The organism is Ruegeria sp. BG9, assembly GCF_056538305.1.
Genome location: NZ_JBQFSY010000005.1, coordinates 1 through 20,449 on the forward strand (window position 1 = coordinate 1; position 20,449 = coordinate 20,449).

15 protein-coding genes and 1 pseudogene are annotated in these 20,449 nt (G+C 59.2%); 9 read left to right on the forward strand and 7 right to left on the reverse strand.

Features of this window, described 5'->3' with window-relative positions; all coding sequences use genetic code 11:
- Positions 1–231 (forward strand): annotated as a pseudogene (gene glyA / locus ACR0I8_RS09590) (serine hydroxymethyltransferase); the annotation flags it as partial.
- A gap of 18 nt (positions 232–249) precedes the next feature.
- Positions 250–1,227, forward strand: coding sequence for an HpcH/HpaI aldolase/citrate lyase family protein (locus ACR0I8_RS09595; RefSeq protein ID WP_170690147.1), 978 nt, complete (start codon positions 250–252; stop codon positions 1,225–1,227).
- Positions 1,228–1,238: 11 nt separating this feature from the next.
- On the opposite strand, the gene ACR0I8_RS09600 is transcribed toward ACR0I8_RS09595, so the two are convergent.
- Positions 1,239–2,222, reverse strand: coding sequence for a GlxA family transcriptional regulator (locus ACR0I8_RS09600; protein WP_170690149.1), 984 nt, complete (start codon positions 2,220–2,222; stop codon positions 1,239–1,241).
- Positions 2,223–2,333: 111 nt separating this feature from the next.
- Here ACR0I8_RS09600 and bcoG point away from each other — a divergent pair, with 111 nt between their 5' ends.
- From bcoG to ACR0I8_RS09620, 4 genes are all read left to right on the forward strand, one after another.
- A complete protein-coding gene (bcoG, locus tag ACR0I8_RS09605) occupies positions 2,334–3,251 on the forward strand; it encodes a 3-dehydrocarnitine:acetyl-CoA trimethylamine transferase BcoG (RefSeq protein WP_170679700.1) in 918 nt (305 codons plus the stop codon).
- Positions 3,248–4,012, forward strand: a complete 765-nt coding sequence (locus ACR0I8_RS09610; protein WP_170690151.1) for an SDR family oxidoreductase — start codon at positions 3,248–3,250, stop codon at positions 4,010–4,012. The genes bcoG and ACR0I8_RS09610 overlap by 4 nt, the downstream gene beginning before the upstream one ends.
- Positions 4,009–5,433 (forward strand): carnitine 3-dehydrogenase, encoded by a 1,425-nt coding sequence (locus ACR0I8_RS09615; protein WP_480703084.1) that lies wholly within the window; start codon positions 4,009–4,011, stop codon positions 5,431–5,433. Before ACR0I8_RS09610 ends, ACR0I8_RS09615 begins: the two co-directional genes overlap by 4 nt.
- 152 nt (positions 5,434–5,585) lie before the next feature.
- A complete protein-coding gene (locus ACR0I8_RS09620; protein ID WP_170690155.1) occupies positions 5,586–6,812 on the forward strand; it encodes a peptidoglycan-binding domain-containing protein in 1,227 nt (408 codons plus the stop codon).
- Positions 6,813–7,143: 331 nt separating this feature from the next.
- Here the strand turns inward: ACR0I8_RS09620 and ACR0I8_RS09625 are convergent, their stop codons facing one another.
- From ACR0I8_RS09625 to ACR0I8_RS09640, 4 genes are all read right to left on the reverse strand, one after another.
- On the reverse strand, positions 7,144–7,743 hold the full coding sequence (locus ACR0I8_RS09625) for a rhomboid family intramembrane serine protease (RefSeq protein ID WP_170690157.1): 600 nt from the start codon (positions 7,741–7,743) through the stop codon (positions 7,144–7,146).
- Between the two features lie 80 nt (positions 7,744–7,823).
- The gene (locus ACR0I8_RS09630) at positions 7,824–9,449 is read right to left on the reverse strand and encodes an FAD-binding oxidoreductase (RefSeq protein ID WP_170690158.1); all 1,626 of its coding nucleotides are present in this window, start codon (positions 9,447–9,449) and stop codon (positions 7,824–7,826) included.
- 23 nt (positions 9,450–9,472) lie between these two features.
- The gene (locus tag ACR0I8_RS09635; RefSeq protein WP_170690160.1) at positions 9,473–9,949 is read right to left on the reverse strand and encodes a nuclear transport factor 2 family protein; all 477 of its coding nucleotides are present in this window, start codon (positions 9,947–9,949) and stop codon (positions 9,473–9,475) included.
- A 34-nt stretch (positions 9,950–9,983) separates the two neighbouring features.
- Positions 9,984–10,604: a glutathione S-transferase family protein gene (locus tag ACR0I8_RS09640; protein ID WP_480703087.1), complete on the reverse strand. Its 621-nt coding sequence runs from the start codon at positions 10,602–10,604 to the stop codon at positions 9,984–9,986.
- A gap of 115 nt (positions 10,605–10,719) precedes the next feature.
- On the opposite strand from ACR0I8_RS09640, the gene ACR0I8_RS09645 reads away from it, so the two are divergent.
- Together ACR0I8_RS09645 and ACR0I8_RS09650 are read left to right on the forward strand one after the other, a co-directional pair.
- On the forward strand, positions 10,720–11,619 hold the full coding sequence (locus ACR0I8_RS09645) for a LysR family transcriptional regulator (protein WP_170690163.1): 900 nt from the start codon (positions 10,720–10,722) through the stop codon (positions 11,617–11,619).
- A gap of 120 nt (positions 11,620–11,739) precedes the next feature.
- Positions 11,740–15,060, forward strand: a complete 3,321-nt coding sequence (locus ACR0I8_RS09650) for an AAA family ATPase (protein WP_170690164.1) — start codon at positions 11,740–11,742, stop codon at positions 15,058–15,060.
- Here the strand turns inward: ACR0I8_RS09650 and ACR0I8_RS09655 are convergent.
- On the reverse strand, positions 15,057–17,492 hold the full coding sequence (locus ACR0I8_RS09655; protein WP_170690166.1) for a GcvT family protein: 2,436 nt from the start codon (positions 17,490–17,492) through the stop codon (positions 15,057–15,059). The two genes, ACR0I8_RS09650 and ACR0I8_RS09655, sit on opposite strands and share 4 nt — an antisense overlap.
- 194 nt (positions 17,493–17,686) lie before the next feature.
- On the opposite strand from ACR0I8_RS09655, the gene ACR0I8_RS09660 reads away from it, so the two are divergent.
- Positions 17,687–19,207: a trimethylamine methyltransferase family protein gene (locus ACR0I8_RS09660; RefSeq protein ID WP_170690168.1), complete on the forward strand. Its 1,521-nt coding sequence runs from the start codon at positions 17,687–17,689 to the stop codon at positions 19,205–19,207.
- Here the strand turns inward: ACR0I8_RS09660 and ACR0I8_RS09665 are convergent, their stop codons facing one another.
- Positions 19,208–20,182, reverse strand: a complete 975-nt coding sequence (locus ACR0I8_RS09665) for a LysR family transcriptional regulator (RefSeq protein WP_170690169.1) — start codon at positions 20,180–20,182, stop codon at positions 19,208–19,210. It lies immediately after the preceding gene.
- Positions 20,183–20,449 lie beyond the last annotated feature (267 nt).

Below are 20,449 nucleotides of genomic sequence, written 5' to 3' on the forward strand. Positions count from 1 at the left end.
CCGTTTGACCCGGAGAAGCCGACCATCACTTCGGGCATCCGTCTGGGCTCGCCCGCCGGAACCACACGCGGCTTTGGCGAGGTCGAGTTCCACCAGATCGCGGATTGGATCATTGAAGTGGTCGACGGTCTCGCCGCCAATGGCGAAGACGGCAATGCCGAGGTCGAGGCCAAGGTCAAAGCAGAAGTCGCCGACCTCTGCGCCCGTTTCCCTATCTATCCGAACCTGTAAAACCAAGGATTCTTAACCATGAGCTTTCACCCAATCGAACAGGCTCCGGCCCGTCTGAACCGCAGCGAACTGGCTGTTCCGGGCAGCCAGCCCGGCATGTTTGAAAAAGCGGCCAAGTCGGATGTGGATGTGATCTTCCTGGATCTGGAAGACGCCGTCGCGCCCGACGAAAAGGAACAGGCCAGAACGAACATCATCGAGGCCCTGAATGACATCGACTGGGGCAACAAGACCATGTCGGTTCGGATCAACGGGCTGGATACTCATTACATGTATCGTGACGTGGTGGATGTGGTCGAACAGGCCGGTCAGCGTCTGGATCTAATCATGATCCCCAAGGTCGGCACTGCCGCCGATGTCTATGCCGTCGACATGCTGGTCACCCAGATTGAGGACGCCAAGGGCTACAAAAAGCGGATCGGGTTCGAGCATATCATCGAAACGGCGCTCGGCATGCAGAATGTCAGCGAGATTGCTGCCGCGTCGAAACGCAACGAAAGTCTGCATTTCGGGGTTGCCGACTATGCGGCCTCGACCCGTGCGCGGACAACCATCATTGGCGGTGTGAACCCGGATTACTCAGTGCTGACCGATGCCGATCCTGAGGGCGGCCGCATGACCCATTGGGGCGATATGTGGCACTACGCGTTGGCGCGTATGGTGGTTGCGGCGCGTGCGAACGGGTTGCGCCCGATCGACGGCCCGTTCGGCGACTTTCAAGATCCCGCTGGCTATCGCGCGGCAGCAAAGCGCGCGGCGGTTCTGGGTTGTGAAGGCAAGTGGGCCATTCACCCCAGCCAGATCGCGCTGGCCAACGAGGTCATGTCGCCTTCGGAGGCCGAGGTGGACAAGGCCAAGCGGATCCTTGTCGCGATGGCCGATGCCGAAGCGGCAGGCAAAGGCGCTGTCTCGCTGGACGGTCGCCTGATCGACTATGCCTCGATCCGGCAGGCGGAGGTGCTGGTTGAAAAGGCAGGTCAGATCGCTGCCGCGTGATCTGCCAAACGTTAGACGGTGCGGGCTGTCCCATCGGACGGCCCGTTTCGGTTTTGCGGGCGAAAGGCGCTGATCGGACGGCCGAATTCACGGTTGAACGACCGCCCCAAGGCCGACGCACAAGAAAACCCGCATCTTAGGGCAATCTGTTCGACACTCAGGCGTGTTTCCTGCGCCAGATAGCGCGCATGTTGCAGACGATAGAGCTTGTAGTATTTGCCAGTCGTCATCCCCAGCTCATCTGCAAATGCGCGGCTGAGGCTGCGCTCGGAGAGCGAGACGCGTTCGGCAAGTTCAAAGGTTGTCAGCGGAGTCTCAACGTTTTCGGCAATGACATTCAGCGCGTCCAGCAGTTTCGGCGACCCACGATCCTGCAATTGTTGAGAACCGCGCTTCAGCTCGGATTGGCGGGCAGGGTCGTAGATGAACATGTTCGATGCATCAAACGCGGCGGCGGGGCCAAACAGGTTCTGGATCAGGTCGAGCGTAAGTTCCAGCGCCGTGCTGGCCCCTCCGCAGGTCAGAAACGGTCCGGAATGGACAAACCGGGCGCTGGACACGTTCACTTTGGGAAAGCTTTCGCGAAAGGCATCAAACTCTTGCCAGTGGATCGTGGCTTGGTGCCCGTCCAGAACTCCGGCTTCGGCTAAAATCCAAGCCGCGGTATCCAGGGCCAGAACGCGCTTGGCAGTCCGAACAGCCTGTCGGATCGCAACTAGAAGCTCTCTATTGATTTGCTGCCGGACGCGGTAACCGGCCACAATGACCAGCGTTCCGGTCGATTTTGCTGGGTCGAAGACCCGATTGGGAGAAACTTGTATTTCGCTCGAGCTTTCCACGGGTTCGCTGTTCAGGCTGGTGATCTCCCAACCCGGACTGTCGTAGAGCGCGCGCATCTTGACGTCCCGCAACGGCTCCAGCGCGCTGGCCAGAACCATGTTGGAAAACCCGTCCAGCAATAGGAACTCGAAATGCTCATGAGGGGATGACGACAAAAGTATTCCTCCTGACGAGAAATGTATCGTTTGTTCCGGAGTTTTGAAAGTAGCGTTGCCGCATTCAGTCGCCTGCCAAGGCGCGATTCCTGCTGATCGAAGGACAAAGATATGCCCCTTGCCATGAACCGCGAAGTTTTCATCACCTGTGCCATCACTGGATCGGGTGGGACGCAGGACAAGTCTCCGCATGTGCCGCGCTCGCCCGAGCAGATTGCCAATTCGGCGATTGATGCAGCCAAGGCGGGGGCAGCCGTTGTGCATTGCCACGTGCGCGACCCGGAAACTGGTGTGCCGTCGCGCGATCTGGGCCTGTACCGCGAGGTGACAGACCGCATTCGCGATGCTGAGGTCGACGTGGTGCTGAACCTGACGGCTGGTATGGGTGGTGATATTGTGTTCGGCCCGACCGAAAGCCCGTTTCCAGTCAATGAAGCGGCCACTGACATGATCGGCGCAACGGAGCGGATGGCGCATATCGCGGAATGCCTGCCCGAGATCTGCACGCTCGACTGCGGCACAATGAATTTTGCCGAGGCAGACTATGTGATGACCAACACGCCGGGCATGCTGCGGGCGATGGGTCAGATGATGACTGATCTTGGCGTGAAACCAGAGATCGAAGCCTTCGACACCGGCCACCTATGGTTCGCCAAGCAATTGGTGAAAGAGGGTATTCTGGAGCCCAACGCTCTGGTCCAACTGTGTATGGGTGTCCCGTGGGGTGCCCCCAACGACATCAACACCTTCATGGCGATGGTCAATGCGGTGCCGTCTGATTGGACATGGTCGGCCTTCTCGCTGGGTCGCGATCAGATGCCCTACGTTGCGCAATCGGTTCTGGCGGGCGGCAATGTTCGCGTCGGGCTTGAGGACAACCTGTTTCTGGAAAAAGGCGTTCTAGCCACCAATGCACAACTGGTCGAACGTGCCGTGACGGTGATCGAGAACATGGGCGCCAAGATCATCGGCCCGGACGCCGTGCGCGAGAAACTGGGCCTGACCAAGCGAGCTCCCGTCGCGAAATGAACAGGCGCGTTCTTGTAACCGCAGGCGCGGCTGGCATCGGCCGCGTCATTGCGGAGCAATTCATTCAAGATGGATCACGGGTCGCGGTCTGCGATTCAGATCCCGTAGCCGTTCGGAGTTTTGCCGACGCGCATCCCGGCAGTATCGCTGTGGTGGCCGATGTCACCTCGGAATCCGCCATGGACGCTTTCCTAAGTTCGGTTGAGGACGAATGGGGCGGCATTGATGTGGTCTGCGCCAATGCCGGTACCGGTGGCCCCGCCGGGCCAATCGAAGATCTGGCCTATGACGCGTGGCAGCAATGCCTCGCCACCAACGTGCACGGTGCATATCTGACCTGCCGCTGGGCGGCGCGGGTCATGAAGGCGCAAAAAAGTGGCCTGATCGTCATGACCTCGTCCACCGCTGGGATCATGGGCTATCCGATGCGGTCCCCATATGCGGCAGCGAAATGGGCCCTGATCGGTCTGACCAAAACCTTGGCGATGGAGCTTGGCCCCTTTGGCATCCGCGTCAACGCGATCTGCCCCGGTGCTGTTGAAGGCGACCGGATGGAGCGTGTGCTGGCCAACGAAGCCGCAGCCCATGGTCAGAGCATTGAGACCATGCGCGCCGCTTATGTGACTGGCGTGTCCATGAAAACATGGGTCACGGCGCAGGACGTGGCGAACAGCATACATTTCCTTGCCTCAGAGGCGGGAACCAAAATTTCGGGGCAGGTTCTGTCCATTGATGGCCATACGGAGACACTCGCGCCATGACACAAAAAGCAACCATCGTCGGCGGTGGCGTGATCGGCGGGGGCTGGGTTGCCCGCTTTCTGCTGAACGGCTGGGACGTATCGGTCTTTGATCCGGATCCGGAAGCCGAGCGCAAAATCGGCGAAGTGCTGGCCAATGCCCGCCGTGCCTTGCCCGCCCTTTATGATAAGGCGCTGCCATCCGAGGGTATTCTGACCTTTCATGATGATATGGGCGAGGCCTTGGCCGGTGCCGTATGGGTTCAGGAAAGCGTGCCCGAGCGTTTGGACCTCAAGCACAAGATCCACGCGCAGATCGACGAACTGTCGCCTGCGGATGCGGTGATCGGGTCTTCGACCTCGGGGTTCAAACCCTCTGAACTGAACGAACACGGCGGTCGCGTCGTCGTCGCGCACCCGTTCAATCCCGTCTACCTGCTGCCGCTGGTCGAGTTGGTGGGGGATGCCGACACATGTGCCAAGGCGTCGGATATCCTGCGGTCCATTGGGATGTATCCGCTGACTGTGCGCAAAGAGATTGATGCGCATATCGCCGACCGTTTCCTCGAGGCCGTCTGGCGCGAGGCGCTCTGGCTGGTCAAGGATGGCGTCGCCACGACTGAAGAAATCGACGAAGCGATCCGTATGGGGTTTGGTATCCGCTGGGCGCAGATGGGTCTGTTCGAAACCTACCGTGTCGCGGGTGGCGAAGCGGGGATGAAACACTTCATGGCGCAATTCGGCCCGGCACTGCAATGGCCTTGGACCAAACTCATGGATGTGCCTGAATTTACCGATGAACTGGTCGACCTGATCGCCGGTCAATCGGATGCGCAATCCGGCCATATGTCGATCCGTGAGCTTGAACGTCTGCGCGATGATAACCTGATCGGGATGATGCGAGCGCTGAAGAAAACCGGCAGCGGGGCGGGCGGCGTTCTGAACGCGCACGAAGCGATGTTGCCTGACCCCGAAGGTGATGATCTGCCGATCACCGTGGATCGTGTCATCCCGCAAAGCTGGACAGACTATAACGGCCACATGAATGAAGCCCACTATATCGAGGTCTCGGCCCAGGCGACGGACAATTTCATGCTGATGATCGACGCGGATGCAGATTATATCGCGGCGGGCAACAGCTATTTCACGGTCGAGAATTTCGTGCAGTACCACGCGGAATTGCATGCGGGGGATCGTCTGACCGTCACAACGCAGGTTCTGCGGGGCGAAGGCAAGAAAATGCACCTGTTCCACCGTCTGCACGGCCCGGATGGAGAGGTCGCGGCCACCGTCGAAACCCTGTTGCTGCATATGGATCTGAACGCGCGCAAAACCTCTCTGCCGACCGAGGGAGTGGCCGCGAAACTGACCGCTTTTGCCGAAGATCACGCCAGGCTGCCGGCCCCTCAAGGGGCGGGCCGCCATGTAGGGCAACGCGGCTGATACCAACGCGTGCTGCCTCTGGTTTAATGAATCCAGAGGCGGCATCTACTGGCGGGTCGATCTGAAAGGATCCTGATCCGCCTTTTTTCCGCAAGCCCGGCGGCGTTGTGTTATAATTTCCTCCAATTGTTGTTGTGTTTTGGAGGTAAATTATGATTTTTCGTTTAGTGGCAGCACTTTGTTTGACCTTCGCTTTGTCTACCGCGAATCCCCAGATTGCCAGGGCAGATGCGGGTGATTTCATTGGCGGCGCTGTTGTCGGAGGCGTGGTTGGCTACGCAATCGGCAAAGATCAGCAAAAGAAGAAAGCGCAGCGCTCGACCACCCGGACATATCGGCCAAGCATTCCATCTACTTCGGAAGGGGCGCAGACGCAAACGGCGCTCAACTATTTCGGCTACAATGCCGGACGGGTAGATGGTCAGGTGGGTGGCGGCACGCGGGCTGCAATCCAACGGTATCAGGCGTCCATGGGATACCCAGTCAACGGGTATGATTTCCAACCGTATCAGCGCGATTTCCTGATGCAGGCCTATTACTGGGGTACGAGTGGTGGTCAGGCCAGCACTCAGCTCTCCGGACAGCCTTTGTTGATGGCCTATCGTCGGCAAGTCCAAACGGGCACAGCTGTGGCCGCCGCTCCGGTGCCCGCACCGCAACCTGTGGCACCTGTGACTGCAACGGCGGCCCCTGCCGAACCGGCGCCTGAGCCTGAAGTGACCGAAACGGCCACTGCAGCCCTGCCGAGCCTGTTTGCAGGTGGCACTGGTGGCCCCTCGCTGGCCAATCGTTGTAGTGCGGTGATGCTGCAAACTTCGACCAATGGCGGCTACACGACGCTGGCGAACATGTCGGACCCCGATTTTGCCCTGAGCGAACAGTTCTGTCTTGCGCGCAGCTACGCAATGGCGCGGGGTGAGGATCTGATGCAGGACATTCAGGGCCTGACACCGGATCAAGTAGCGGCGCAATGCGAGTCCTATGGTGAGATGCTAGCGCCACAGGTCGTCTCGCTGTCGTTGACGTCGAAAGCCGATGCCGAAACGCAGATGCGCAAGCTGGCTCTGGATTCCGGCCTCAGCCCCGAAGACCTTGCCGCGACCAGCAAGGTCTGTCTGGCGATGGGCTACCGTCAGGACAACATGGACAGCGCCGTAGGCTCTGCCTTGATGCTGGTTGCCATGGGTGAACCAGCATATGGAGAACTGATTGGCCACCACCTGCGCGAAGGTTTTGGCGTGCAAGAGCGTCGCGATCTGGCGATGCAATGGTATGACGCAAGCCTGTCCGCGCTGGATGCCGGATCTCAGGCCGTGTTCCTGCCATCACAATCGGATCGCCCGGAATTGCTGCGTGCGGCGATGACAAAGACTCAGTAGGTCTGGATGACCTGTTCCGCGGGCGCAAGGATCGCCCGCGGTTTTTTCCAGCGCTGCGATAGCAGGAACTATGATCGAGTGCCGCACAGTCCGGCGCAATCCAGCGACGTGTGTTTAATTCTCGGCGTCACGCGCTTCTGAATGCGTCAAGATACAATGCCCGTGCTCAAACACCTCAAAGGCGTGCTGTTTGGCATTGGCGACCAGCAACATACCCGCTTGTTCCGCCAACCAACGCTGTGGGCGAGGATACGGCGATCAGCATCGGGCAATTCCCAGCGCCAAGGTTGTTTCAGCGATCCGCAATCGACCCCTTGCCTCGTAATACTGGCTACGGTTGATCCACGTTCAAAATCCGCGGGGCGTGCACATGGGTTCGGACGAGTAAGGCCGCGGCAACGCCTGCGATTGCGCCGAACAGATGCGCCTCCCATGAGATGCCGGGCTGGCCGGGCAGCACGCCCCAAAGGATTGATCCGTAAAGCACCCCAACCACCATGGCCACGGCAAGGGTCACGGGCGACCGATCGACCACGCCGCGCGCGACCAGAAAGCCGAACCACCCAAATACCAGCCCGGATGCGCCGATATGGATGGCTGTGTTTCCGAACAGCCAGACCAACGCTCCGCCCAAAGCGATGATGACGGCGTTCACGACCAACAATGCCCGTGTTGCCGTCGCCGCCAGCAAGGCCCCCATCAGGATCAGCGGAGGCGTGTTAGAAATGAGATGCGGAAAGCTGGCATGCAGAAATGGCATGCCCACGATCCCGTCCAACCCGGCGATCTGCCTTGGGATCAGCCCGAACGCGAGGTTCAGGCGGTACCCTATCGCCCAGTTGAGGACCTGAATCGCCCAAAGCGCCGCAATGAACAGCGCCAATACCTTGAACCGCGAAAAAACAACACGTTTACCGTTTTTATCAATCATCTAAGATAGATAATCGTGGCAGTGAGAACGATCAATACGCCTTGCAGGATGGTCGGATCAGAGTGTGGGCGCTGACGCGCTCAGGTGGTAAAGACCTCGAAATGGATCTGGTTTTCCCCGACCCCTAACGCTTCAAGGCCGGATTTCAGGTTGGTCATGAAATCCAACGGACCGCAGAGCAAATACTGAGCGTTGGGACCGGCGTTCAATGCGATCAACTCCTGTGCCGTGATCCGGCCTTTGATGTCAAAATCCTGCCCCGCCACATCCTGGGCCTCGGACGCGCTGTAGTAGATCCGTTTCCGTGCGATCGGGCTGGTGGCAATCAGGTCGTCAACTTCGCCGCGCAGCGCGTGAAACCGTCCGTTGCGCGCGGCATGTATGAACCAGACCGGACGGTCAGGGTGCTGTGCCACAGTCTGATGCAGCATTGCGATCATCGGGGTCACGCCAACGCCGGCGCTGACGAGGACAAGGGGCGTGTCTACTGACGGGATCAGGAAATCCCCGGCTGGCGGTTTGGCCTCGATCACGTCGCCCAATTGCACCTTGTCGTGCAGAAAGCGGGATGCAGCACCATTCGGTTCGCGTTTCACAGTGATCCTGTAGTGGTCCTCGGACGGGTTGCCGGACAGGGTATATGTCCGCCGCAGCTTGGTGTCATGCGTCGGGACGCTGAGCACAATCGGCAGGTGCTGCCCTGCCTCAAACGCGGCAAGTGGCCCACCATTTGCGGGTCGAAGTTGAAATGAGGTGATCCCCTCGGCCTCGGCAATCTTGTCCGTAACTACCAGCTGTCTCGATGGGGTCGGTTCAGCCGACCATCTCAGCGACAGCGCGTTTGGTCGGTCAATCACGGCGTCGACCTGTACGTCAATCATGCGCAGAATATTGGGGTCACGCGCCTCGGCCGGAGTCCAGTCGATCTCGGCCCGCCCGGACAGATGCAGCAACCCTCCGGTCGCGAAATCGACGAATAGCAGCCCGATGCGGGGGTTCTCCAACAGGTTGCCAATCGTGTTGAAGAAGTTGTTGCCGGAATAGTCGGGAATACGCAGACGGTTTGGGCCGACCACGCGGACAAAGCCGGGTGTCCCTCCGCGATGAGAGGCATCAAACCCGTTCGACGCCGCCTGTTGCGAACCATGTCGACCGGACCCGATGAACAAGGTATCCGAGGCGCTTATACGTGCGATCTGTTCGGGGTCGAGGTGGTCAGATACCACCGCCTCTGCCGGTTTATTGCTGGCCACCCGCCGCCAGTCGCGTTCATTGATATACTGAGGGCAGTTGCCGAAGCTCTGGCGGATGTCGATTGCAAAACCAGTGTCGGTTGGGCGGGTCCGACCGCTGAACCTATTGCGTCGGCGCGTCGCCAGCTCGATGCCGACAACGCCGATATCAGCCCCTTTTCTCAGGCTTTCTGCCAACGGATCACGCTGGTCGATCACGGTATCTACGGTCAATTTGCGGGGATCAGGCGAATGAACGAACCCGTCTTCGCCTTCAATGATTGTCGCCCATACGCGGCCCTCTGCATCGCTGGACGCAGCCACCAGAAACGGCTGCGCCTGATAGAAGGCACGATGCTGGTCCGGCAAATGGTCGCGAATGTACGGAGCGGCCCTACGGGCTATGTCGCCCGCACCAGCCCGCACCTGCGCCGCTAGTTCGCCCGCGTGAAACGGAGTATCCGTGCCAGACATCGTCATACCTCCTTGGTGTGTGTTCAAAGGCCCAGATCGCTCAGCCCCGGATGGTCGTCCGGGCGACGGCCCAGAGGCCAGTGGAACTTGCGATCATCTTCTGTGATCGGTAATTCGTTGATGCTGGCAAACCGGTTGGCCATGTAGCCATTCTCGTCGAATTCCCAATTCTCGTTGCCGTAGGCCCGGAACCAGTGCCCGCTGTCATCACGGTATTCATAGGCGTATCGCACCGCGATGCGGTTGCCGTCATGGGCCCAGAGCTCCTTGATCAGGCGATAGTCCAGTTCCTTGTTCCATTTGCGGGTCAGAAACGCCTCGATCTCTGTGCGGCCAACGGGGAACTCGGCCCGGTTGCGCCATTGGCTATCCGGTGTGTAGGCCAGCGCGACCTTGGCCGGGCTAAGGCCATTCCAGCCGTCCTCTGCGAGACGGACTTTTTCAATCGCGGTTTTCCGGGTGAAGGGCGGCAGAGGGTGGCGAGGTTCTTCGGGTGTCATTGCAAGTCTCCGATGGGGTGTTTGGCGCAGACGTTCAGGCGACGAGGCCCACGGCCGTGGCTGGCATCGGCTCAAACCCGTCCAGCGCCTCGAACCGGGCGATCCATGCCCGCACATTCGGATAGGGGTCGAGCGAGACATTCCCCTCAGGCGCGTGCGCGGTGTAGGAGTAGGCGGCGACATCTGCGATGGTCGGTCGGTCGCCAACCAGCCAATCGCGGCCTTCCAATCCCTTTTCAAGCTTTTGCATCGCCTTGGCTGCGGTTACGGCGGCGAAATCGACGTCCAGAGGTGCACCAAACACCGTGATCAACCGCGCCGCCGCGGATCCGAATGCGATCTCACCCGCGGCGAGGGTAAGCCAGCGCTGCACTGCTGCTTCGCCCACCGCATCGGTCGGCATCCAGTCGGGGGCGTATTGGCGGGCCAGGTACACAAGGATCGCGTTGGAGTCCGAGACCACAACATCGCCATCCTCAAGCACCGGGACTTGCCCGTTGGGGTTCATCTCCAGAAACTCGGGCGATTTATGTGCGCCTGCGGCCAGATCGACGAAAACGGCCTCATGGGCGATACCGGCCAGCTTGGCAAAGACCAGAGCGCGGTGCGCGTGGCCAGATTTCGGAAAGTGGTGGATACGTACTGCGTTCGGCATTTTTCAGCTCCTGTCATGCGGGGTTTTGCTTCTGCGGCTATAGATACAGCTTGCCATCATGGGCGATAATGCGCAGTTTTAGGGGATCATTAAGCCCTAGGAGGGCGGAATATACATGGACAAGATCGACCGAATGCGCGCCTTTGCGCTGGTGGCGCAGAATGCCTCTTTCACATTGGCGGCCCAGCGGCTAGGGCGGTCGCCCCGTTTGGTCAGCAAATACGTGGCCGATTTGGAGGAGGCGCTGGGCGTTCAGCTTCTGAACCGAACCACCCGCAGCGTATCCCTGACGGATGCGGGGACGACCTACTTGGCGATGTGCGAACCGCTTTTGGACGGGTTTGACGAAATGGAAGAGGCGGTGCGCAATGCGCAGACCTCTTTGCGCGGTGTGATACGGATTTCCGCGCCGACAGGGTTCGGCTCACTACGGCTGGCCCCGTCGCTGGCGGCTTTTGCCGAAGAGCACACTGAGGTCGAGATTGATCTCAACCTTTCAGACCGTCGGGTGTCGATCATCGAAGAAGGTTTGGATTTGGCGATCCGGATCGGGCCGACACGAGACAGTTCCCTAAAGATGCGCCGGTTGGGGCCGATGCCGCTGATTGTGTGTGCGTCTCCGGACTATCTTGAACGTGCAGGTGTGCCCGCGCATCCAAGTGCCCTTGTCACCCATGAGTGCATTCTGGACGGCAACATGAGCGACCCTGCAGTCTGGCGGTTTGCCGTCGATGGCAACGAGGTGGCGGTGCACGTCAATGGTCGCCTACAGGCCAATGCGCCCGCGGCTTCGGCGCGGCTAGCCGCCGCCGGAGTGGCCGTTGCCAGATGCCCGGCCTACACGGTGGCGGATGCGCTCAGGTCCGGGGAATTGGTCGAGCTGTTCGCCGAACATCGCGTCACGCCTTACGTCGTGGCCGCACTTTTCCCGCAAAACCGGCGCCTGACCACGCGGGTCCGCGCGTTGATCGACCATCTGGCGAGCGATGACTTGATCTGCAACGCCGGGGCGTGACGGCTATGCCTTCAGGTGCCTAGACCCTTGACCAATCCCTTGCCCCTTGTTTTCGTAGGGTCGAGCGCTGGGCGACCCTCACTGCACTAAGGTGACGCCCGCAGCCGTGGAAGGGATGGTATGGCCGAAATCGAACGTTGGCTGAGCAAGCACGGACTGGCCAAATACGCCAGCGCCTTCGCCGACAATGAGATTGAGCTGGGCGACCTGACAGAGCTGACCGACGAAGACCTTGTGACCATTGGCCTGCCTCTTGGACCACGGCGGCGGTTCATGAAGGCGGTACGCGCAACCACTGATGGCAACGCCCGGCCGCAAAACACGGCGCTGGGCGCGTCGATTGTGGCCGAACGCCGTCAGCTGACGGTCATGTTCATTGATCTGGTCGGCTCGACCGAGATTTCGCAGCGGGTCGATCCCGAGGATCTGGCCGAGGTTCTGCGGCTTTTCAAAGAGACCTGCGCGGCGTCCGTCGCTGATTTCGATGGTCAGATTGCAAGCTATTACGGCGACGGGATCATGGTGTTCTTCGGGTTTCCGCTGGCCCATGAAGAAGACCCCGAGCGTGCCATCCGCGCCGGGTTGCGTATCATCCGTGAAGTGCCTGAGATCCGCACTCACGCAAAACTCCAAGTGCGGATCGGGATCGCCACCGGTCTGGTCGTGGTTGGCGATTTGCGCGGTGAGAAGATGTTCGAAGACGGCACCGCGATGGGTGAGACACCCAATCTGGCCGCCCGTCTTCAGGCGATGGCGGAACCCGGCACCATGATCGTGTCACCTCGGACGCATCAGTTGGCGGGTGGGGCCTTCGACTATGTGCGGCAAGGGTCCTTCAAGCTGAAAGGTTTCACGAAAGAAGTTGAGGCCTGGCAGGTGATCGGCGCGCGCGATACGGACAGCCGTTTCAGACGTGTTGAGGGTGCCGCCCTCGGCCCTCTGATCGGTCGCATCACGGAATATGAGACGCTCAGCGACAAGTGGAAGCTGGCCAGTGAGGGCGAAGGTCAAATCGTTCTGGTGTCCGGAGAGCCGGGGATCGGGAAATCGCGCCTGATTGAGGAGTTGCGGCAGAAAGCCCCCCAAGGCGCGCATGAGCAAATCCGACTGCAGTGTTCGCCGTACCATTTTGCCAGTTCGTTTTATCCGATCATCCGGCGGCTTCACCACGTTGCCGACCTGCGATCCGATGACACGGATGAGGCAAAACTGGAGAAGATATCATCGGTTCTGAAAGACCCCCCGGATCAGGTTCTGCGATTGGCAGCGTCCCTATTGTCGGTCCCGTTCGAAGATCGGTTGGGGTCGCTGACCCTGACGCCGCAGCAGATCATGGATCAGACGCATGAGATGTTGCTAGATCACCTTCTTGCCCGGGCGTCGGAAAAGCCGGTTTTGCTGTTGTTTGAGGACGCGCATTGGCTCGATCCGACGACAAAGGCGCTGATGGATCGGCTGGTGGACCGTCTTAGGGATCTTCCGGTGATGGTCGTGATGACCTTCCGGCCGGAATTTGACCCAGGTTGGGCGTTGCAATCCAATCTGACCAAAGTGGTCCTCAGGCAGCTTGATTTTCAGGATGTTAAGCGCATCGCAAATGAGGTCGCGCTAGGGCAGGACATCCCCGACGCCATGTACGAACTGGTGGCGGCCCGATCCGATGGTGTGCCGCTTTACGTGGAAGAGGTGACGAAGGATCTACTGGAATCCGGCGATATGCCCGATGCTCCAATTGCCCGCGCCAGCGGAGGGGCCTCTGCTGCAAGCTCGGTTCCCAGTGCGCTGCATGATGCGTTGATGGCACGTTTGGATCGCTTGAGCTCGGCCAAGGAAGTGGCGCAGATCGGGGCTGTGATAGGGCCTCAATTCTCGTACCCGTTGATCTCGAAAGTGTCGCGTTTTAGCGATACTGTGCTGCGGTCAGGCTTGGACTTGTTGGTTGAGGCTGGCATCGTCACGACCTCGGGCGATGACGCGCTCCAGATCTTCAGCTATCGCCACGCCCTGATCCGGGACACCGCCTACAACAGTCTTCTGAAAACCGAACGCCGGGTTCTGCACGAACGGGTTGCCAAGACGCTGGACCAGAAAACCTCGGCGGTCGAGGATGCAGGCCCCGAAGTTCTGGCCCATCACTACACCCTTGCTGGGATGGTGGATGAGGCGATCGACTGTCGCTATCTGGCCGGTCAGCGCGCTGTCAAACGCTCGGCCAATACCGAGGCGAATACGCAGCTGTCCTTGGCGCTTGATCTGCTGGGCGACCAAACGACCAGTGTTGAGCGTGACAAGCGAGAGATCGAGATACAGACGCTGCGCGCAGGGGTTCTGCGCTCGACGGCAGGTATCGCCGCGGATGAGACCGGTTCGACCTATGCCCGGATACGGGACTTGTGCGAACGCATGGATGAGACAGAGAACCTGTTCCCGGTCCTCAACGGCCTGTATTCCTTTCACTTGGTTCGGGGTGAGTATGATTTGGCGCGGGTTGTGGCGCGGCAACTTCTGGACTTGGCGGACACATCAGGCGAAACGCAACATCAAATGGTGGCCCATCGGGCGATGGGCGCGGTGCTGTTTCATATCGGAGAGCTGGACCCGGCCCACACGCATCTCGAACAGGCGCTGGCCCTTTACCGCCCCGAACGCGATGCGCATCTGGCCTATGTCTATGGATCCGACCACGCGGCCATAACTTCTTGCTTCCTGAGCCTCGCCACCTGGATGCGCGGTGAGCCGGACAAGGCGCTGGAAATACAGACTCAGGCGGTTGAGGCTGCCCGCGACCTAGATCATGCCCATAGCGTGGCGCAGGCTCTGACTTACCTGTGTATGCTGCATCTTCTGCGCCGCGATCCAGGCGCTGTGACCCGAGAGATGGAGCAACTGGAAGAGCTGTCGAACAAGCACGCATTCACCTTCATGACCCTGACGGCCAATGTCTGGAGAAGCTGGGTCAAGGCCTACGCATCCCCTGGCCCGGACACCATCAAGGACCTCAAAAGGGCGACGGATGCATGGTGGGCCAGCGGAGCGGGAAATCACAAACCGTTCTTCATGACACTGATTGCCGAAGTCACGCTTTCCATGGGCGACCGCGAAGGTGCTCTGACCGCATTGGCGGAAGCGCGTGAACATCAGCGTTTGACCAACGAGGGGTGGGCGCAGGCAGAAACCGACCGGGTTTATGCGCTGGCGAAATCCTCGACCAGTCCCGCCGAGGCGGAATTCCGGCAGGCTTTTTCCCGCGCACAGGACCAAAAAGCGCGGATGTTTGCCCTGCACACGGCCATAGATTTCGCCCGGACATGCGAGCGGTTTCACTGCGCGGCGATTGCAAACACAGCACTTCAGGCGGCGGCTGAGGCGATCTCGGGCGGGGACCAAACAGTTGAGATGCGCCTCGCTCGTGAATTGTTGGCTGGGGTGGAAACGGCCTAGGCGCGCATCCGTACGTGTGCAGGATCATAGGGTGAGGCAGGGATGACCTGCGCGTCGACCAAATCGCCGTACATATCGATCAGCACACTGGTGCCTTCGCCCGCCAGCGCGGGATCAATGAACGCATAGGCCAGGTTCTGCCCGACCCGATGACCCCAATCGCCCGAGGTGACGGTGCCAACCACAGTGTCGCCATGCATCAACGAAGCCCCGCCATGGGCGGGTGCGTGTGTTGCGTCGATCTGCAGCGTCACGAGTTGCTTGCGCTTGCCGCTGGCGCGGCGTTCCAACAGGGCCTCCTTGCCGATGAACTCACCTTTATTCAGGTTTACGAACCGATCCAAGCCGGTCTCATATGGGTCGAATTCCGTGAGGATGTCGGATTTCCAATGCAGAAAGCCCTTTTCCATCCGCATGGATTCCACCGCGCGGGCCCCGAACAGCTTCAGCCCATGCGCCTCACCGGCGGCCCGTAGCGCCAGATAGGCGGCATAGAGCGAGGCGTTCGGCACGTGGATTTCATAAGCCAACTCGCCCGAGAAGCTGACGCCCATCACGGTGGCCGGGGCAAAGCCGATGAAGCATTCGCGCACCGACAGCCATGGGAAGGCCTCTTTCGACCAGTCACCGCGCGCACAGGCCGACAGCACGGCGCGCGCTTTGGGGCCAGCCAGAACCAGAATGGTCTGGTCATTGGTAAGGGATCGGATCTGAACATCCTCATCTTTGCTAATGTGCTGGGTCAGCCAGTCCATGTCGTGATATTCGCTGGCCGCAGCCGAGCCGTACCACACACGCTCTGGCCCCCGATCCGAGGCTGGCAGGTTTGCCACGGTCGCTTCGGCCTTGACCATGCCGTGGTGGTTCAGCAGATAGCCCAGACCAACGCGTCCATCGCGCTTGGTGACCGTGCCGCAGATCATTCGATCGAGGAAACTGTGGCGATCGGTTCCGGTGATCTCAAACCGGTTAAAGCCGTTGACTTCGCACAGGCCAACATTTTCCTGCACGTTCTTTACGTCGGCAGCGACGATGTCGAACGCCTCATCGAAGTTGAAGGTGAGTGTCAGGTGAAAATCGGGTGATGGCTTGATGTAGTCCATCCGCTCCCACCCGTTCACGACGGTAAACTCGGCCCCTTCTGCCGCCAAGATGGGCGTCAGCGGGGTTGTCTTGGCCGGTCGTCCGGCGGGGCGATGTTCATGCGGGAAGTGGAACCGGAATTCGTTCTGATAGTCTTCGATAGCCTTCAGTGAGGTCAATTCCACATTCGTATGCCCGGTGAACCGGCGCGGATCGAGGCACCATGTGTCATAGCACGCCTCACCATGCACGATCTGTTGCGCCAGCAGCCAGCCATGGCCGCCACCTTCGCCAAGGCCCGCGCGCAGGCCGATGATGCAGAAGGCGTTGCGTTTACCGGGGATCGGCCCGACCAGCGGGGCTCCGTCGATGGTATAGGTGATTGGTCCGTTCACGATGGACCGAATGCCGGTTTCTTCCAATGCTGGCATCCGCTCAAACGCTCCGGCTAGAACGTCCATGACGCGTTCCAGATCATCGGGGCAGAGGGCATTCACAAAATTCGGATCAATCCCGTCCATGCCCCAGGTTTTGCAGTCCTGTTCATAGAACCCGACCAGCAGCCCGCCCTTTTCCTGCCGGCAGTAATAATCGCTGATTGGGCAGCGCAGCAAAGGCATCCGGTGACCGGCTTCGGCAATACCAGGGATATCCTCGGTCAGGAAATACTGATGCTCCATCGAGGCGACGGGATGGTGAACCCCCATCATCGCGCCCACTTCGTTCACGCGGTAGCCACAGGCATTGACGACGATGTCACAATCAATGTCGCCATGCTCCGTATGCACGGTCCAAGTGTCATCCTTGTGTTGGGTCAGCGCGGTGACCGGCGTATTGCGATAGACCTCGGCGCCAGCTTTGCGAGCATGATAGGCCAGCGCCTGACACAGCTGGGCCGGGTCGATGTCACCGTCCAGAGGGTCCCACAATCCACCCAACAAGTTGGTGGTTGAAATCAGAGGGTGGCGGCGGGCGCATTCCTCGGCGTCGATCACCTCAAAATGCACCCCCATCCCACGCGCCATCGAGGCGAAGTGGCGATAGCCCTGCATCTGCGCTTCGGTATTGGCCAGTCGGATGCCGCCATCGGCGTGGTGGTAGTTGATCGGATATTCGGGGTTTTCGGAGAGTTCTTTGTACAGGTTGATCGAATGCGTCTTTAGCCCGACCATGGTCTGGTTCATGCCGAAATTCGTCACCTGTGCTGCCGAATGCCATGTGGTACCGCTGGTCAGCTCGTTCCGCTCGACCAGAACCACGTCGCTCCAGCCTTCCTGCGTCAGGTGGTAGAGCGTCGAGCAACCAGCAATGCCGCCGCCGATGACAACAACTTTGGTACGGGATTTCATGACGGTTGAGCCTCCGGAGTTCGCTTGCCCTGCATACGAAGTCCGTTTGTCACCATGTGCAATTATAGAGTGATATATTGAGACGTTATCAAAATTAGAAATCTAATTTTTCGAAATAAAAGAGATGATCTTGCGCCACGGGCAACAATTCCTCTTGCTTGATGTCACAAACCCCCTGTTTCAAAGGACTGGGAATGGCTGGACAGCGTAGCAAGCGAGGTGGGCGCGAAGGGCGTCTGGCACAACGAGCAGCCAAGCCCATGTTTGATCCATGCCCGCCCGGTCAGATCGGCGGGATGTATAAGCCGCTCAGCGAAGCCGACCTGCGCCGCATCTATGATACTGCCCTCGACTTGCTTGAGAAACTGGGTATCGGTGAGGTGCCGGAGAGACTGCACAACGATCTGTTGGCCGTGGGTGCCGTGGACAACGGTAGAGGACGCGTTCTTTTCCCGCCTGAGCTCGCCGAAGAGGCGATTGATCAAGCCGCAAAGACCTTCACCTTGCATGGCCGCGATCCCAAGAGGTCGATCGAAGTTGGTGGCAACAAAGTGTATTTCGGAACCGGCGGCGCTGCGGTGCAGACGCTTGATATGGAAAGTGCGCTCTATCGGCCTTCGACCCTGAAGGACCTGCATGCCTTTACGCGGCTACAGGACACGCTGGCGAATATCAGCTGGTTCACACGTTGCTGCGTGGCGACCGATGTGCCGGACAACTATGATCTGGATGTTAACACCGTTTTCGCGCTGCTCAAGAACACCACCAAACCGACGGCGACGTCCTTCACGCTGGCCGAATATGTCGCTCCGATAGTCGAGATGCTGGACATCGCCGCAGGAGGGCCCGGAGAGTTTGCCAAACGCCCGTTCATGAAGGCGCATATCAGCCCGATGATATCGCCCATGCGTTATGGCGAAGATGCGGTGGATGTCACTTACGCATGCATCAAACACAATATTCCGATCTCGTGCATCACGGCGGCGCAGGCCGGAGCGACGGCGCCTGCGACCTTGGCGGGGTTTCTGGCGCAATCTCTGGCGGAAACCTTGGCGGCCCTATTGATGGTCCACGCAATCCAACCTGGTTTTCCGATGGTGTTCTCGAACTGGCCTCTGGTCATCGACCTGCGCACCGGGGCATTTTCCGGTGGCAGCGGAGAGACAGCGGTTTTGAATGCCGCGTCCGCCCAGCTGTCCAACTGGCTTGGTTTGCCGTCTGGCGTGGCCTGTTCGATGACCGACGCCAAGGCGATAGACGCGCAATATGGGATGGAGAAAGGCATAACCTCCATGGCAGCGGCCTTGGCGGGTGGGAACTTGATCTACGAAAGCTCCGGCATGACCGCATCGTTGTTGGGGGCCAGTTTTGAGGCTTTCGTGCTGGATGATGAGATGCACTCCAACACCTATCGCGCCTTGCGCGGGGTCGAGGTGACGGATGAGAACCTCGGGTTCGATGCGATTTGTGATGCCGTTCTGGGTGATGGGCATTTCTTGGGGGGCCAGCATACTCATGCGGCGATGGAACGGGATTACTTCTACCCCACACTTGCTGATCGAGCTGAGCCGCGCACATGGGCCGAAAATGGCGCGCAAGATGCATGGGGTAGGGCAAGGGCCCGCGCGGGCGAGATTCTTCGCGAACACAACCCCTCGTACCTCACGCCTGATCAGGAGGAGGCCATCCGGTCTCGGTTCAAAATTCTGATCTGATCATTCCACCAGTTTGAAGCTATCCGCCAGCCACGGCGTTTTCTCATATTGCGCAGTCAAAGCGCGATCTCGGATCAGTGCGCGCAGCTTGCCATCTATCAGGTCCAAAACGGACCGCGAACAATCGGGTGTAGAGACAATCGCAAGCGTGCGGGCAAAGCTTTTGCCCGGAAACTTGTGCATGCTGAGATTTTGGTGAAACCTTTTGGCACGCGAGAACAGCAAAGGGGTAGTGATGGTCCAGCCCGCACCTGCGGCGACCATAGCCATCAAAGTCTGGTTGTTGCTGCATTCGAAATTGGACTGCGGTGAAAGCCCTAGCCGCCGCAATTGAGATTCGATCTGCCGGGCGATGATCAAATTGCTGGAAAACCGCAAGAACGGCAGTTTGGTGCGCCCTTCGACAATGTCGGAAAGGGATTTCTCGCTGAACCGAGGGAGGACCACCACAAACGGGTCTCGTAACAATGGGCGATCCTGCAGGTCCCGCAGCCGGTCCTCTGGGGTGGTCGTGATCCCTAGATCAAGATGCCGGTTGCGCAGCATCTCGACGATCGCGTGACTGGAATCAGTGTGATACATGAAATCGCAGCTCGGCATGTGGCCCGAAAGAAAGACGGCCAGTTCAGGGATGATATCGCGGTCGAAATCCTCGATCGTGCCAATCCTGAGGTAACTCGCCTCGGCAATATTTCCGGCAGATGCTTCGGCCTTGGCTTTGCGGATGGCATAGAGCGCGTCACTGATATTGCGCAGAAAGACCTGCCCTTTTGGCGTCAGGACCATCGGCCTACGCGCGTGGTTGAAAAGTTCAACCCCAAGGTGGTCTTCTAGATTGCGCAGATGATGCGAGACGGTGCTGATGGTCAGGCCGGTTTCTTCGGCTGCGGCCTGAAGCGATCCTTTCTGGGCGCAGATCTGAAACAACTCCAAGCCTTTGAGGTTAAGGTCCTTGTTGGCGTTAGGGCGGGGCATGTTTCCTCTGCGCGAACTAGGCGTGAAATAGGTTTTATGAATTGAAACTATTGTTGGTAAATTATCAAATCAACGAAAAGCCGCACCTGCCGACCGGAACGCCACTATCTTCTCGTGTTGCAGATGACACAACAGCGTGAAGATGCGGTATTCCTTTTTTCTTTCACCGCTTCGTTCTTTAATCGTACCCAAGCAAAATAGCACGATCCTGTGGATGTCGTGCAAACCGGTAGTGAGGCAACTCAGGTTGGAAAACGGCCTTCTCTT

What these genes read in the sequence shown, in the direction of transcription:
- ACR0I8_RS09595 (WP_170690147.1), top strand. Translation starts at nt 250, where the DNA reads ATGAGCTTTCACCCAATCGAACAGGCTCCGGCCCGTCTGAACCGCAGC.
- bcoG (WP_170679700.1), top strand. Translation starts at nt 2,334, where the DNA reads ATGCCCCTTGCCATGAACCGCGAAGTTTTCATCACCTGTGCCATCACT.
- ACR0I8_RS09610 (WP_170690151.1), top strand. Translation starts at nt 3,248, where the DNA reads ATGAACAGGCGCGTTCTTGTAACCGCAGGCGCGGCTGGCATCGGCCGC.
- ACR0I8_RS09615 (WP_480703084.1), top strand. Translation starts at nt 4,009, where the DNA reads ATGACACAAAAAGCAACCATCGTCGGCGGTGGCGTGATCGGCGGGGGC.
- ACR0I8_RS09620 (WP_170690155.1), top strand. Translation starts at nt 5,586, where the DNA reads ATGATTTTTCGTTTAGTGGCAGCACTTTGTTTGACCTTCGCTTTGTCT.
- ACR0I8_RS09625 (WP_170690157.1), bottom strand. Translation starts at nt 7,743, where the DNA reads ATGATTGATAAAAACGGTAAACGTGTTGTTTTTTCGCGGTTCAAGGTA.
- ACR0I8_RS09630 (WP_170690158.1), bottom strand. Translation starts at nt 9,449, where the DNA reads ATGTCTGGCACGGATACTCCGTTTCACGCGGGCGAACTAGCGGCGCAG.
- ACR0I8_RS09635 (WP_170690160.1), bottom strand. Translation starts at nt 9,949, where the DNA reads ATGACACCCGAAGAACCTCGCCACCCTCTGCCGCCCTTCACCCGGAAA.
- ACR0I8_RS09640 (WP_480703087.1), bottom strand. Translation starts at nt 10,604, where the DNA reads ATGCCGAACGCAGTACGTATCCACCACTTTCCGAAATCTGGCCACGCG.
- ACR0I8_RS09645 (WP_170690163.1), top strand. Translation starts at nt 10,720, where the DNA reads ATGGACAAGATCGACCGAATGCGCGCCTTTGCGCTGGTGGCGCAGAAT.
- ACR0I8_RS09650 (WP_170690164.1), top strand. Translation starts at nt 11,740, where the DNA reads ATGGCCGAAATCGAACGTTGGCTGAGCAAGCACGGACTGGCCAAATAC.
- ACR0I8_RS09655 (WP_170690166.1), bottom strand. Translation starts at nt 17,492, where the DNA reads ATGAAATCCCGTACCAAAGTTGTTGTCATCGGCGGCGGCATTGCTGGT.
- ACR0I8_RS09660 (WP_170690168.1), top strand. Translation starts at nt 17,687, where the DNA reads ATGGCTGGACAGCGTAGCAAGCGAGGTGGGCGCGAAGGGCGTCTGGCA.
- ACR0I8_RS09665 (WP_170690169.1), bottom strand. Translation starts at nt 20,182, where the DNA reads ATGCCCCGCCCTAACGCCAACAAGGACCTTAACCTCAAAGGCTTGGAG.